The organism is Pedobacter caeni, from assembly GCF_900129215.1.
Lineage (GTDB): Bacteria > Bacteroidota > Bacteroidia > Sphingobacteriales > Sphingobacteriaceae > Pedobacter > Pedobacter caeni.
In genome coordinates this window covers 283,025-297,869 of sequence record NZ_FQUQ01000005.1, presented here as the reverse complement: position 1 = coordinate 297,869, position 14,845 = coordinate 283,025, and the positions used below count along the sequence as shown (strand labels likewise).

At 42.2% G+C, this 14,845-nt stretch carries 14 protein-coding genes and 1 riboswitch; all 14 genes read right to left on the bottom strand.

Annotation, left to right across the window (positions count from 1 at the left end; translation table 11 throughout):
- Positions 1–801 carry an MbnP family protein gene (locus BUC20_RS25195; protein WP_073234662.1) on the bottom strand — a complete coding sequence of 267 codons (801 nt, stop codon included), beginning with the start codon at positions 799–801 and terminating at the stop codon, positions 1–3.
- A 243-nt stretch (positions 802–1,044) separates the two neighbouring features.
- Positions 1,045–1,446 carry a hypothetical protein gene (locus tag BUC20_RS25190; RefSeq protein ID WP_073234659.1) on the bottom strand — a complete coding sequence of 134 codons (402 nt, stop codon included), beginning with the start codon at positions 1,444–1,446 and terminating at the stop codon, positions 1,045–1,047.
- 3 nt (positions 1,447–1,449) lie between these two features.
- Positions 1,450–1,752: a YHS domain-containing protein gene (locus tag BUC20_RS33620; protein ID WP_200801014.1), complete on the bottom strand. Its 303-nt coding sequence runs from the start codon at positions 1,750–1,752 to the stop codon at positions 1,450–1,452.
- Entirely contained in the window at positions 1,749–2,384 is a 636-nt protein-coding gene (locus tag BUC20_RS25180) for an SCO family protein (RefSeq protein WP_073234656.1), read from the bottom strand. The genes BUC20_RS33620 and BUC20_RS25180 overlap by 4 nt, the downstream gene beginning before the upstream one ends.
- Positions 2,384–2,812, bottom strand: a complete 429-nt coding sequence (locus tag BUC20_RS25175) for a hypothetical protein (protein WP_073235659.1) — start codon at positions 2,810–2,812, stop codon at positions 2,384–2,386. The genes BUC20_RS25180 and BUC20_RS25175 overlap by 1 nt, the downstream gene beginning before the upstream one ends.
- 181 nt (positions 2,813–2,993) lie before the next feature.
- The gene (locus tag BUC20_RS25170; protein ID WP_073234653.1) at positions 2,994–3,368 is read right to left on the bottom strand and encodes a hypothetical protein; all 375 of its coding nucleotides are present in this window, start codon (positions 3,366–3,368) and stop codon (positions 2,994–2,996) included.
- Between the two features lie 80 nt (positions 3,369–3,448).
- Positions 3,449–3,835, bottom strand: coding sequence for an acyl-CoA thioesterase (locus tag BUC20_RS25165; RefSeq protein ID WP_073234650.1), 387 nt, complete (start codon positions 3,833–3,835; stop codon positions 3,449–3,451).
- Positions 3,836–3,868: 33 nt separating this feature from the next.
- Positions 3,869–4,873, bottom strand: a complete 1,005-nt coding sequence (locus BUC20_RS25160) for a beta-ketoacyl-ACP synthase III (RefSeq protein ID WP_073234647.1) — start codon at positions 4,871–4,873, stop codon at positions 3,869–3,871.
- 57 nt (positions 4,874–4,930) lie between these two features.
- Positions 4,931–7,249, bottom strand: coding sequence for a 5-methyltetrahydropteroyltriglutamate--homocysteine S-methyltransferase (gene metE, locus BUC20_RS25155; RefSeq protein ID WP_073234644.1), 2,319 nt, complete (start codon positions 7,247–7,249; stop codon positions 4,931–4,933).
- A gap of 169 nt (positions 7,250–7,418) precedes the next feature.
- A riboswitch (cobalamin riboswitch) is annotated at positions 7,419–7,610 on the bottom strand.
- Between the two features lie 58 nt (positions 7,611–7,668).
- Positions 7,669–9,423 carry a HAMP domain-containing sensor histidine kinase gene (locus BUC20_RS25150; RefSeq protein ID WP_073234641.1) on the bottom strand — a complete coding sequence of 585 codons (1,755 nt, stop codon included), beginning with the start codon at positions 9,421–9,423 and terminating at the stop codon, positions 7,669–7,671.
- A gap of 91 nt (positions 9,424–9,514) precedes the next feature.
- Positions 9,515–10,642, bottom strand: coding sequence for a sensor protein KdpD (locus BUC20_RS25145; RefSeq protein WP_073234638.1), 1,128 nt, complete (start codon positions 10,640–10,642; stop codon positions 9,515–9,517).
- A gap of 285 nt (positions 10,643–10,927) precedes the next feature.
- Positions 10,928–11,998 (bottom strand): porin, encoded by a 1,071-nt coding sequence (locus BUC20_RS25140; RefSeq protein ID WP_073234635.1) that lies wholly within the window; start codon positions 11,996–11,998, stop codon positions 10,928–10,930.
- A 181-nt stretch (positions 11,999–12,179) separates the two neighbouring features.
- On the bottom strand, positions 12,180–12,746 hold the full coding sequence (locus tag BUC20_RS25135) for a K(+)-transporting ATPase subunit C (RefSeq protein WP_073234632.1): 567 nt from the start codon (positions 12,744–12,746) through the stop codon (positions 12,180–12,182).
- Between the two features lie 58 nt (positions 12,747–12,804).
- Positions 12,805–14,838, bottom strand: a complete 2,034-nt coding sequence (gene kdpB, locus BUC20_RS25130; protein WP_073234629.1) for a potassium-transporting ATPase subunit KdpB — start codon at positions 14,836–14,838, stop codon at positions 12,805–12,807.
- Positions 14,839–14,845: the final 7 nt, after the last annotated feature.

Sequence of the window (14,845 nt, the reverse complement as noted above, 5' to 3'; positions counted from 1 at the left end):
TTAGTTCAGCGATTTAACTGTAAATACTTTTGTCGCATAATTTGTCGCCACAGCAGCCATGACTGTACCTTGTGAAGCACCCACTACAGGAGTAGCCATCACATCCAGGCCGTCCAGTGCTTTTGCCAGATCCACATTGAGCACAATACGACTTGATTTTGTCCCGCTAACCGTTAGTGTCTGAGGAAGATCAAGGGCCACTGTTTTATAATTTGTATTGAGACCAGTCTCGATTTTTAAGGTTTGAGCATTTGCCCCTTCGGATACTTTACCAGTTACAGAGGTAAAAATATAACTCGTTAACCACATCCAGGAAACATTGGTCATTCCGTTCAGGGGCGACAATTCTCCGGATAGCAGACTCAGGTTATCATTGTATTTTGCGTCTACCCCTACCGCAAATTTCAGGGTTTTATAATCTCCGGCCGGAATGTCTTTCAACACCACATCCTCTCTTTTTGTAGCCGGATAAACTGTTGTAGGCAGGTCATTGTTGACTCCTTTGAGGTTGATCACTCCGGTTTCCTCGAGTAAATAATACGATCCCGGGACTTTAAATTCTGTTCCGTTACTGCTGACCAAAACCACATTGCTGATCCAGTACCTGAATTTATTGAAATTAAAGGTCTTACCGGAAACCGTAAAGTCCTTGTTGAGGGCAAAATCCTGATTTCCGAAAACAGCATCAAAGGTCAGGGTCGTTTTTCCCTCTGCCTCCACTACGTTAACTGGATCTTTATCTTTTGAGCATGAGGTAAATAAAAGTGTAGATAAGGTGATGATTGCTAAAAATTTCTTCATTTTAATTGAAATTGTTGGTTCATACCGCTCCTGATCCCAAAAGGGAAAGAAGCTGGATATGGTTTAAAAAAATTGACAATTGTTTCCACAGCCGGTTAGCCCGGGGGTTAAAATCCAGGATACATTTTCAATACGTCAGAATGATGAAACCATCATAAGTATGCTGCTTACAAACAGTAATGAACTAAGTTTATGAGCTCATAAATACCGTTGAAAACAATTAGGTACTGATGAAATCGAAAATCAGGCTGCTAAATATGGGGAATGAATGAAATTTGCGGGAGGAGGGTGTAGAATTTCAGCAATACTTTCCGGCAGGTCAAAAGGTCTTTCCCTGGAAAAGACCTTCCTCATGAAATAGTCAGGAATGACAAGAAGGGCCGTTGACCTCAGGAAAAAAGTATCATTTGTACTTTTCTTCTGTGTTTCTCTTTCCTGTCTTTTCTCTTTCTCTTCTGCCTGTTTCAGTTTTTTTGTCAGGTAACATTTACCATTGCAATGCATTTCCGGTTTGTCCCTGTTTTCGCAAAGCGTACTGGCAATATATTGCTGGTTGAGTTCAAAACCCGCATAGATGAATACACTGCTGAATTGTGCCAGCAGCATATTGATCAATAAAATTACAGCGGTTAAACTCCTGAACATCACTTATTTTTTAAGGTATTTATCCGGGTTGCTCACAAAGCTCTTTTTACAGCTTTTACTGCAAAAACCATAAGTGGTTTTATCATGGGTATGGGTCAGGGTAGCTCCCTTTTTTACTTTCATTCCGCATACCGGGTCTTTTGCATCAGTTTTCAAGGTATCCGTCTGGACTTGCTGAGCAGCAAACAGTGCAGAATTACGGGCAGATTCAGCAAGATTACCAACAGATTTAACAGGATTACCATTAGATTTAAAGGCAGTTGTACTGAACAACAAGGCCATTGCAACAATCATTAGTTTTCTCATTTCTTATACTCTTTTAATAGAATGTCCATATCCTCCATTAGTTTTTTCACTTCTTTATCCAAAGTACCGTCATAGGCACCACGGATTCGTTTTTCTTTATCCACCAGGATGAGGTATCCCTGGTGCATAAAGCCACCGGGTACATTTTTATCTTCCTTGGCAGCTACAATATAATTACGCGCTGCAAGGCCATAGATCTCTTCTTTGGTGCCCCAAAGGTATTCCCACTGCGTTCCTTTTACTCCAAGCTTATCTGCGTAGGTTTTCATCCTTGAGGGAACATCATACTTCACATCTATCGTATGAGAAGCCAGTTTTACTTCCGGATTTCCCTCATATTTTTTATAGACCTTTAGCAGGTTGCGGTGCATGACCGGGCAAATGGTTGGACAGGTGGTAAAAAAGAAATCGGCCACATAGATCGCTCCATTGAAGTCTTTATCTGTGACCACTGTACTATCCTGATTTAACAGTTTAAATGCGGGAATCGTTCTATAAACGGTATCTATTACCGTTTTACCATCAACGACCCGCTCGGACTGTTCCATTTGTAAAAAAGGGAGGCGTTTTGGTGCTTCTTTACAGCTAAGAAGAAACAATAAGAAAAGACAGGTTAAGTAGTTTACTCTCATTATTTTTTGAATTTACTGAGGTAGGCCCCGGACGCTTTGATTTCTTTTTTATAAAGGCTGTCGACCCGCTTGATCTTCACCTTCTCTTCCTTGAAGTATTTGATAGATTCTTCATTTGATTTGCCCGTTACATCAGGCTCAAATTTATGCATCCAATCGTTCATACTGTCTTCTGCAGTGGTCAGATCGGTCAGCAAAGCCTTCATGGTTTCTTTTTCTTTGACCGTATCCAGTTCCGGATATTTTGCTTTTAGCCCTTTCAGGTCTTTCAATAAAGTATCCAGTTTCATCTGGTAGTTCACTACTGCAGTCTGATCTCCCATTACCAGGTCATGAAATTGCATGACTTCATCCCGTTCTTTTTTGTAATCTGCAGTGCAAGCCGCTGCCCCAAGGGCAATCAGCACTATTCCAACTAATTTGTTCATCTTAATTTTTAAAAATATTTGTGTATCATCAGCGATCAGGACCACATGACAAAACGGACAGTTCAGCGCAAATCATAAATGCGCCCTTCCCTGCTTTGCATGAAAAATTCTGATCAACTAATAGGTTAATGTGCGCGAATCATTACCTGAACCAAAAGGACAGGCATGCGCAATTGCTTGATTAAGCGGTTATTTGCGGAGGATGGAAAATCGCATTCAAAACAGACTGCGGCATTCCGGTCGAAACCGGAACATGAAAATAAATTTCTCCGAATGGATATTGTTTAAATTCCAGGGTGTTGACTACAATAGCCTCCTGGATGGGTGTTTTCTGTGATTGTCTTTCCTGTTTCTGCTCTTTGTCTTGTGCCTGCTTTAATTTTTTCATTAAATAGCACTTTCCGTTACAATGAAGCTGGGGTTTATCCTTATTCTCACAAAGCTCGGCAGCGATGTATTTTGCATTCATCTCAAAACCTGCAAACACAAAAGCATTCGAGAAGTTTACGGTGAGTAAACTGAACAAAAGCAATATGGCTGTTGGTTTGATTAACATTGGCGCAAAGATAAGGAACAATTACCGGGAATCACCAGATAAAGCATAAAAAAAGCAGGCCAGGCCTGCTTTTCAATTGATTATTTCAATATTTTAATAGGTTTCTTATGTTCATCGATGGCCACAAAAGAAAACTCTCCGGTAACGGCCTTTTCACGATCTTCAGAATACATTTGTTCAATGTAAATTTCTACCCTTACTTTCAGACTGGTATTTCCGATATGGCTCACAGTACCAATCAGTTCTACAATGGTTCCGGCAGGAATAGGCTTTTTGAAATCAATCCTGTCGCTGCTTACGGTCACCATGATCTGTCTGCTGAAACGTGTGGCCGTAATAAAGGCAACTTCGTCCATCATGTGCATGGCTGTCCCGCCAAATAAGGTATCGTAATGGTTAGTGGTATTGGGAAACACGGCTTTAAAAATGCGTGTTTCCGACGCTTTAATTTTATCTTCTACTGTCATTTACTTTTCTTTAACACTCATTTCCGGGAAATCCTATTTCCCTCTTAGTTTGCCCCATTTCAAATAGGTAGCACCCCATGAGAATCCTGCTCCAAAAGCGGTTAATAAAAGTTTATCACCGTATTTGAAATCATCTTTAAAATCCCATAAGCACAATGGAATCGTTGCTGCGGTGGTATTTCCATACCTGCTGATGTTGACCTTTACCTGCTCTTCGGTGAGGCTCAATTGCTCCCCTACGGCCTGTATGATCCTTAAATTTGCCTGGTGAGGAATCAGATAATTGATTTGTTTAATCTCCAGATCGTTGGCCCTTAAGATCTCTCTGCAAGTATCCGTCATGCCCTGAATCGCTGCTTTAAATACAACGCGGCCATCCTGACGAACATAATGTAGTTTTTGATCCAGGGTTTCCTGTGATGCAGGATATTTGGAACCTCCGGCAGTCACGATCAGGTTTTCCTTTCCGCTGCCATCTGTTCTGAAATAACTATCTATTAATCCTACTTCTTCTTCTGTTTGCTCCAATAAAACTGCTCCGGCACCGTCGCCAAAAAGAATGCAGGTATTGCGGTCTTTATAATTGACGATCGAACTGTTTTTATCGGCACCAATCACGACTACACGTTTACAACGTCCGCTTTCGATCATGCTTGCCCCAAGGGTTAACGCATAAAGGAAACCGCTGCATGCCGCATTGGTATCTATTCCCCAGGCATTTTTTAATCCTGCCTTTTCACAAACCATACTTCCGGTAGAAACCATGACATAGTCTGGAGTGGAGGTGGATACAATCACACAGTCAATTTCGTCAGGGTGTACATTTCCATCTTCAAGCAATCTCATTAAGGCTCTGGTAGCCAGGTCAGAAGTGGCCACATTGGCATCATTTACAATTCTTCTCTCCCTGATTCCGGTTCTTGAAACGATCCATTCGTCGTTCGTGTCCACCATTGTTTCCAGGTCCTTATTGCTCAAAACCGTTTCCGGAACATAACCACCAACTCCGGTTATCACCGCATTTTTACGTATTCTCATTCTGTGTGCTGTATCTATTAAAACAGGCAAGCATACCACTTGCCTGTTTGTTTTTTTTTACAAAGTTACAGCTTCTTCGACATATTCCCGCAGTACTTTTGCAGCAGCGACCATTTCTGTCAATGCTTTTTTTGTTTCGTCCCAATGTCTGGTCTTTAAACCGCAATCCGGATTCACCCAAAGCTGCGCTGAAGGGATCACAGATCTTGCTTTTTCAAGAAGAAAAACCATCTCTTCTTTTGCCGGAACACGAGGAGAATGGATATCGTAAACACCTGGTCCTATTTCATTTGGATATTTAAAATCAGCAAAAGCGTCTAACAATTCCATTTGAGAACGGGAACATTCGATCGTGATTACATCCGCGTCCATGTCTGCAATGTTCTGGATAATATCATTAAACTCAGAATAGCACATATGGGTATGAATTTGTGTTTCATCCTGAACTCCACTGGCAGAAATACGGAAAGCACGCACTGCCCAATGCAAATAATTCTGCCAATCCGCCTTACGGAGGGGTAAACCTTCGCGAATTGCCGGCTCATCGATCTGAATAATTTTTATTCCCGCAGCTTCCAGATCCACGACCTCATCTCTGATCGCCAAAGCAATCTGCGTACAGGTTTCGGAGCGTGGCTGGTCATTACGCACAAAAGACCATTGTAAAATCGTTACCGGACCGGTCAACATTCCTTTCACCCATTTTTCGCTCAATGATTGTGCAAAAGAAGACCACCTTACCGTCATTGCTGCCGGACGGTGAACATCACCATAAATAATTGGTGGTTTTACGCATCTGCTGCCATAACTCTGCACCCAGCCGTTTTTGGTGAAGGTAAATCCTGCCAGCTGTTCGCCAAAGTATTCCACCATGTCGTTGCGTTCAAACTCACCATGAACCAATACATCAATCCCTGTTTCTTCCTGGAAGATGATCGTTTCTTTGGTTTCTTTTTCAATCAGCGCATCGTACTCTTCCTGGCTCAGCTCTCCTTTTTTGAATTTTGCCCTCCAGCTTCTCACTTCTGCAGTTTGCGGAAATGAACCGATGGTGGTGGTTGGGAATGAAGGTAATTTTAAGGCTTCTTTCTGAGCAACACTCCTCACCGAATAAGGGTGCAGGCGTTGTTCATCTTTTTCTTCAATTCCGGTAACCCTTTGCTTTACCGCTGGATTGTGGATTAAAGTCGATGTTTTTCTGTTGTTATTGGCCTCATCATTGCTTTCCAGCCTGACTTGTGCATCAGGATTGTTTTCCGCCAGTTGCTTCAAGGTTACGATCTCTTCCACTTTTTGCTTTGCAAAAGACAACCATTGTTTGATCTCTGGTGTTAAAGTAGCCTCATTGGTTTCCAGATCCAGGTCGCATGGCGAATGGATCAAAGAACAGGATGGACTAATGATCAAACGGTTTGCACCAACTTTATCTTTTGCAGTTTCAATTAATTGCAGGGAAGCACGGAAATCATTTTTCCAGATGTTTCTACCGTCTACCACTCCTATGGAAAGAACAAGGTTGGCAGGGATCACAGACAATACCGTTTGCAATTGCTCCGGATTTCTAACCAGGTCAATATGTAAGGCATGCACAGGAAGAGAAACGGTCAGTTCGGTATTGTCTTTTAAGGCTTCAAAATAAGTGGTCAGTAAGGTCTTAAGTTTAGGGAACTGTTTTTTGATCTCTGCATATACATACTTAAATGCGGCTTTATCTTTATCGGTCAGGTCTAAGGAAAGAAAAGGTTCATCGAATTGTACCCATTCCACATGTTGCTCTTCCAGTTTTTTAAGAATGTCAATATATACCGGCAAAAGGTTTTTAATCAGATCAATCCGCTCAAAACCAGCTTCTTTTTCTTTACCCAACAAAAGATAAGATACCGGGCCGATCAGTACGGGTTTAGTTTTAATGCCCAGTCTCTTGCTCTCATTGTATTCGTCCAGTAATTTGGTGGAGAACAATTTGAATTGCTGGTCCTTAGTGAATTCAGGAACGATATAATGATAATTGGTATCAAACCATTTGGTCATTTCCATGGCTGTGATGTCCAGTCCTTCTTTCTGATACCCTCTGGCCATGGCAAAATAAAGGTCCAGTTCGGTGTTGGATTTGTTCAGAATCACCTCATGGTAACGTTTAGGAATAGCCCCTACGGTTAGCGACAGGTCTAATACCTGATCATAAAATGAAAAGTCGTTGGAAGGAATCAGGTCAATTCCTTTCTCTTTTTGTAATTCCCAGTTGTGCTGGCGAATGTTTTTCCCTACCTGTACCAGGTTTTGAAGGGTACTTTTACCCGCCCAAAATTGCTCGCAGGCTTTTTTGAGCTCTCTGTTACTACCTATACGCGGGTAGCCTAGATTGTTTGTTAGCATTGTCTTGCTTTTTAATTGATGAAAAGATCAGTTAAAAGCTCTTTGCTGAACTTCGCAATGCTGGCGAGAAGAAGATAAAAAGGAAAAATAAATGTATAGGCGCACGCATTCTACAGAATGTATGTATTGGATATACACCTACCAGACCCATGCTTCAGATCGCGAAAGCATTGTCAATTCGGTAAAGGCAGGTCTCCTGACTTGTAACATTTTTACCATCCTTCCCATTCCTGGATTGGAACAGTGGATATTCTTGGGTAAAAACCTTGTTGTGTTACTTACAGTTGCGCGACAGCTCGTGATTTGCACACGATTCCCTATTAATCTACAGCTAAGTAAAACCTCTTCCGGTTGATGAAGAAATAAAGTAAAGAACTTATCAGGGCAAATGTAACGAAAAATCTCTCTCCTGGTATACGTTAAGGGGCAATAGGTAAAGAAAAACAGAATTTACTGCCTTCACCCAACGCACTTTCTACCCAGATCTTTCCGCTCTCTGCCTCAATAAAGTCTTTGGAAATGGCCAGTCCTAATCCCGATCCGGATTTATTATTGCCATCTGTAGGCACCTGAAAATACTTATCAAACAGTCTCTTTTGATAGATTTCTTCAATCCCTTTTCCAAAGTCCTGCACCGAAAACTCGATCTCTTCCGCATTCTCGATCACCTGGATCACTACTTTCGATTTCTCTGAACTGTAACGGAGTGCATTGGAAAGGAAATTCACCAGTACCCATGCCGTTTTCTCTACATCCACATTCACTTTAGGAAGGTTGTTCCTGCTGATCAGTTCCAGTTCAATATTTTTTTGCTCTGCCTGGAAACGTACCGAATCCATTGCATAGATCGCAATCTTGCGGGGATCAGATTTTACAAAATTCAATTGCAGGTTTCCGGTTTCTACCTGGGCAAGGTCCAGCAATTCGCTCGTGATCTTCAGCAACCTGCCGCAATCTTCCCTGATGTGCTGTACCAGTTCTTTCTGTTCTACATTCATCGCCCCTACCCGTTCATCATCCATCAGCTTCAGACTCATCTTTATGGAAGAGATCGGCGTTTTCAATTCATGGGATACCGTAGCTATAAAATTGGTTTTGGCTTCATCCAGCTCTTTAAACTGAGTGATGTTTTTCAGGATGTAGACTTCTCCGGCTGCCTTTGAAGTCTGGGTCATCGCCACATCGCTTTGTCCATCATAATTGGGTACAGTGATCTCCCTTCTTTCCAGCTGGAAATAGGATTCTTTATTGTCCGCATAGATTTTCATGGCCTTATCGCTCTGTTTGTCCTGCAGGATCCGGTTCAGCAGGTCGTTCTTTTTCATCAGAACCTCTGCATTCTGACCAATCACTGTTTCTCCGTTCAGGTTCATCAGCTCACCAGCCACCTTATTAAAAAAGAGAATCTCTTTTCTTTCGTTCAATCCAATGATCGCATCCTGCATCTGTTCAATGATCGCTTCAATTCTTAATTTCTCCGATTGGATCTTAGAGAGGTTGCTGTTTTCCCATTTATTGAGCTCCTGAGCCATGGTGTTAAAAGAAACAGCCAGTTCAGAAAACTCATCAGAACCATTAAATTCCAGGCGTTGTTTGTAGTTCTTGCGACTGATTTCGCGGATCGCTTCAGAAAATTCTCTTAACGGATTGGCCACAAAACCCGGAAAATTCACAATAAAAGAAAACAGGATCAGAAAACAAATGGAAGCGGCAAAGATCACATACATCGCTGCTTTTTCTATCGCTTTTTGTGCCGTATCATTTTTACGGACGATGGCATCCATGTTCAGTTTATCAATGATCCTGAGCTCTGACCTCAGCTTAGTAACCGCCTGCTGCATCCCAACCAGACTGGCAGCAGGATTGTTGATGCTTTCATACGCTTTGCGTAAGGCGGCAACCGCTTCCCCCTCTCCTTTCTCTGTGACGTTCTTTCCTTCCAGTTCCAGGTAGTTTTCAAAGTCTTTCTTCGCAGTTGCAGAAAGGGGGAGTTGATGTTCATCCAATACTGCACGCATATTGCTCGTATAGTTCAGGGTTTCATAATTATCCTTCAGGATCACCTTAGAACTCATCGAGATTTTATTCATGTAAAACAAAGAAATTGCTCCAAAGAAGATAACCACCACGAACAAGAATCCGAATCCGAGGCGGAGTTTGGTTTTGATTTTCATGACTTTATTTTTTAATAGTTGTTTTTATATTTTAACAGGGCCAGGGCCCTCAGTTTATATTCAGGTATTCAGAATTAAATCACCAGCGCTTCTAAGACAAAATGACCAGGTCCGTTTCTGTAGTAGAGATGTGTTTCAGAAGCTGGTTAAAAATAGCCGTTCGCATGATCACCTGAAAGAGGTTCAAATGCGGCTTTCCAATACATATCGTCGTAATTTCTTTTTCATCTGCCATCCTCGTGATCGTGCCGGTCACATCATCACTTTTCACCTTAATCACCTCTGCTCCCAGTTCCGTTGCCAGTTTGAAATTATTGATCAGATGGCGTTGCAAATCTAATTTAATTCTGTCACCACTTTCCTTACTATTCTGCACATATAAAACGATCCATGGAGAACGGTAATAAGAAGCCAGTCTGGCCGTTTTCCGGATTACAATTTTAGCGGTTTTATTGTTGGTGGAGATGCAGGCCATAAACCGTTCCTGGCGCAATTTAATCTGTTTCGGGATTTCAATACTGATCTTTCTTTCCACATGATGGGCCACTTCCTTTAAAGCCATTTCCCGCAATTGCAGGATCTTTTCCGATTGAAAAAAGTTATCCAGAGCCCTGGAGATTTTGCTCTCATCATAGATCTTTCCGGCTTTTAAGCGGTCGATCAGTTCATCGGCAGTTAAATCGATGTTCACGATCTCGTCTGCCAGTTCTAATATCTTATCCGGAATCCTTTCCGTGATGGGAATTCCGGTGATCTTTTCGATCTCTTCATTCATGCTTTCCAGGTGCTGAATATTGACGGCCGAGATCACGCTGATCCCTGCTTCCAGAATATCCACTACATCCTGCCAGCGCTTTGTATTTTTACTTCCTTCTATATTGGTATGGGCCAGCTCATCCACAATCACCACTTCGGGGTGGATATTGATGATGCCCTGAACATCCATTTCTTCGAGTTCTTTTCCCTTATAAAAGATTTTTCTGCGGGGAATGACCGGAACTCCGGTTAATAAAGCATGGGTCTCTACCCTGTTGTGTGTTTCAATATAGCCGATCTGCAGGTCTATTCCATTTTTCAAAAGCGCATGAGACTCCTGCAGCATTCTATAGGTTTTTCCTACACCTGCACTCATGCCGATATACACCTTAAATTTCCCTCTTCTTGACCGTTTTACCAGATCCAGGAAATCTTTTACAGAACCTGACTTATTCTCTTCCATTTCTGTTTATCATTTTTGAATTCTGTTTACCATTTAAGAATCACATAGTCCTTACTTACCAAATACCACAATGCCATCAACAGCACTAAACCAACACTTAAAAGGGGGATAAGTTTAATTGTACGTGTATTATAGTTTCTCTTTTCCATGAGGATGATCATTACATTTTTTGATAGATACCTGTCATTCCGGGCTGTTCCTGATTGCGTTGTGATTTCATGATTCCCTGATCGCTTTCAGGTTCAGCACACCGGTCCGGAATGACAGGTAAATCCTTATTTATTCTTAGAACGATACAGCAATACTTGCAGTCATTGCCGCATTATAATTTACCGGACTTTGCTCACGAACAAAAATCTTATCCTTGCTATCGTAAACTTTACCTTCCAGTCTGACTACCGCATTCGGGAATGGGGCGTAATCCACATTGAGCGAATATCCTGTAGTTTTAAATCCGTTAAGCGTTCCTGTGGTAATAAAAACACCGTTTTTATCCTGGTAATGTTCTACCCTTCCTGCCAACGCCCAATTGCTGTTGAAACGGTACTGGGCAATCGCCACTGGTGAAAACACTTCATTTTTCGAGGAACTTCCTTTTTCTTTTTGCTGTGTTCCATAATCAATTCCAAGGGTCACACCAAAATGATCGGTCAGCTGGAAAATCCCATATACGTTATGATAAAAACGACGGACACGAACAGAATCAGCGCCTTCAGTTCCTAAGAAATTGCTATAGTTCACTGTAATTTTATCAGTAGGTTTCCAGGTTAACTGTACCCCTCCTGCTGGCTGGCTGTTGGCATTCTGGCGGTTGATGCGTTGCCATCCGTTAAGGTAAAGCGCTGTTGCCGTAAATTTACCATCATTGGTACCGTAGGTGATTTTAGCTCCGGATTCATAATACGGTGTATTTTCAGAAGAGATGTTACGGGTCAGTACCCAGCAATCTTTTGATACTGCGCTTTCAAAACCGATATGAGAAGAGAAAATCCCTGCATCAATCCAAAGATTTGCTGTTTTCGAAAGTTTAATCCCTGCATTGGCTTCCAGCACATTTTTCAAAACACCTGGTTCGGCTGCTAGATTTGCGTTGGAATACGTTCCCGCCATCAGTGCCACATTTGCCCTGATGTTCCCGTTATCGTAACTCCCTTTAATAAAACCAAGGTTTAAGTTCACTTCATTATGGCGGTTATGGGAATAGATAAATCCCGGTCTGTTGTTATCTGATGGTTTATTAAAATCGTATCCGTAATAAGTTTCCAGGTAACCTGAGACTTTAATCTTGGATTCTTCCTGTCCGTATGTGCATAGTGCAGTACCTAATACTGCGGATAATGTAAGTAGTTTCTTCATTTTAATTCTTGTTCTTTTTTATCTTTTTGAAGCGATCATCAGCCTCTCTTTTTTTTTACCGGCCAGATGATCGTTTTCTTTTCATCAGGATCTCCTGATGATGGTTTTATTTCCCGTTTAGCTGCCTTTTCCATATCCGGCAAACGCTATGGAATCGGCAGCACCATTCGGGCGGGGGAAATTATTTCTTTAATTCGTCAAGGGCAACATTGAGTTTCAGGACGTTTACTTTAGAAGGGCCAAATAAGCCAAACAAAGGACCTTCGGTGTTTTTAACTACCGCTTCAGCTACCAATCGCTCATCCAGCTTACGATATGCAGCTACTCTTTTGATCTGCATGATCGCTGCTGTTTCCGAAATGTCCGGATCCAAACCACTACCAGAGGCAGTCACCATATCCGCAGGGATATCTGATTTTTTCAGGTAAGGGTGGTATTTTAACAGCGTATCAATCCTTCCGGCCACATCTTTCAGGTAATCTGGATTTGATGGTCCTTTATTAGAGCCTCCTGAACCTGCAGCATTGTAAGCTACCGCAGAAGGTCTGCCCCAGAAATATTCCGGTTTGGTAAAGGACTGACCAATCAAAGCATAACCTACTACTTTACCATTTTTGGTTACTTTTTCACCACCTCCTTCACCCGGGCTGAATTTTCCAACATAGGCAATAGTTAATGGATAGATGACACATAACAGTACCATTAGTACTCCTGTTAATCTCAGCGATTGTATGATGTATTTTTTCATGACAATATTTTTTTCTTTTTCTATTTATTTCAATGATCTCTTTCCGTGAATCCGGCAATTAAGCCATCAGAGAAATCAGCATATCAATTAGTTTTATTCCGATAAATGGAGCAATTACCCCTCCTATCCCATAAATCAGCAGGTTTCTGCGCAACAAAGCGCTCGCACCAATTGGTTTATAAGATACCCCGCGTAAAGCAACCGGGATCAGCAATGGGATCACCAACGCATTGAAGATCACTGCCGAAAGGATGGCTGTTTCCGGGCTGTGCAGGTTCATGATGTTCAGGCTGCGCAGTGCCGGGATAGAGACGATAAACAAGGCCGGAACGATGGCAAAATATTTGGCCACATCATTGGCAATAGAGAAGGTGGTCAGTGTTCCTCTGGTGATCAGCAACTGTTTTCCGATCTCTACGATCTCAATCAGTTTAGTCGGATCATTGTCCAGATCCACCATATTACCAGCCTCTTTAGCCGCTTGTGTACCACTGTTCATCGCTACACCCACATCTGCCTGTGCAAGTGCCGGCGCATCATTCGTACCATCACCCATCATCGCTACCAGTTTGCCTTGTGCCTGCTCTTCTTTGATGTAGTTCATTTTATCCTCAGGCTTAGCCTCCGCAATAAAATCATCCACACCCGCTTTTTGAGCGATAAACTTAGCGGTCAAAGGATTATCTCCAGTTACCATCACTGTTTTCACACCCATTTTGCGCAGACGTTCGAAACGTTCGCTGATGCCTGGTTTGATGATATCCTGTAACTCAATCACGCCCAGTGCTTTTTCATTTTCAGCGACAACCAGAGGTGTACCACCATTGCTGGCAATTCTTTTCACCTGCTCTTCGATGTCCATTGGAAAAGGATTTCCTGCGGTCAGTACAATGTTGCGGATGGAATCAAAAGCACCTTTTCTGATCCTTCTGCCATCGGCAGTATCCAGACCACTGGATCTGGTTTCGGCAGTGAATTTGATAAATTTAGATCCTTCAGGAGCAGTCGTCATCAACCTGTCGTCTTGCGAAGCAGCAAGCTCGATGATCGATTTTCCTTCAGGAGTTTCATCCGCCAGGGAGCTCAATACGCAGGCATCGGTAAAGCTTTTGATGATGATTCCGGCAGTAGGGTAAAAATTCGTTGCCTTACGGTTACCAATGGTGATTGTTCCTGTTTTATCCAGCAACAATACATCAATATCTCCGGCAGTTTCCACTGCTTTACCGGATTTAGTGATCACATTTGCTCTTAAAGCCCTGTCCATTCCGGCGATACCGATGGCGGAAAGTAAACCTCCGATGGTAGTTGGGATCAGGCAAACAAATAAAGAGATGAATGCAGCGATGGTAATTGGCGTATTTGAATAATCTGCAAAAGGTTTTAAGGTGATACATACAATGATGAAAACCAAAGTAAAACCGGCAAGAAGAATCGTCAAAGCGATCTCATTTGGTGTTTTCTGACGGGAAGCACCTTCTACCAAAGCGATCATTTTGTCCAGGAAGCTTTCACCCGGTTGGGTCGTCACCTGTACTTTTATCTGATCTGAAAGCACCTTTGTACCTCCTGTTACTGAAGATTTATCACCACCGGATTCGCGGATCACAGGAGCCGATTCTCCGGTAATGGCCGATTCGTCTATGGTTGCAATTCCTTCAATGATCTCTCCGTCTGTAGGAATGGTATCTCCGGTTTCACAGATGAACACATCTCCTTTTTTCAATTGGTTGGAAGAGCGGACTTCAATTGTTCCGTTGCTCAACACTACTTTTGCAGGTGTTTCTTCCCTGGTTTTGCGCAGGCTGTCTGCCTGTGCTTTACCCCTTGCCTCGGCAATTGCTTCCGCGAAGTTAGCAAACAATACAGTCAGCAACAGTACGATAAACACAATGAGGTTATATCCGAACGAACCCTGACTGCTGTTACTTAAAGAGTAAATCGTAACGAACAGCATCACAAATGTTCCTATCTCTACGGTAAACATGACCGGATTGCGGATCATCAAACGCGGATCAAGTTTGATAAATGATTGCTTTAATGCAGTATTTACTAAAGCGGGTTCAAATAATATATTAGATTTATTTTTCATGTTTTTT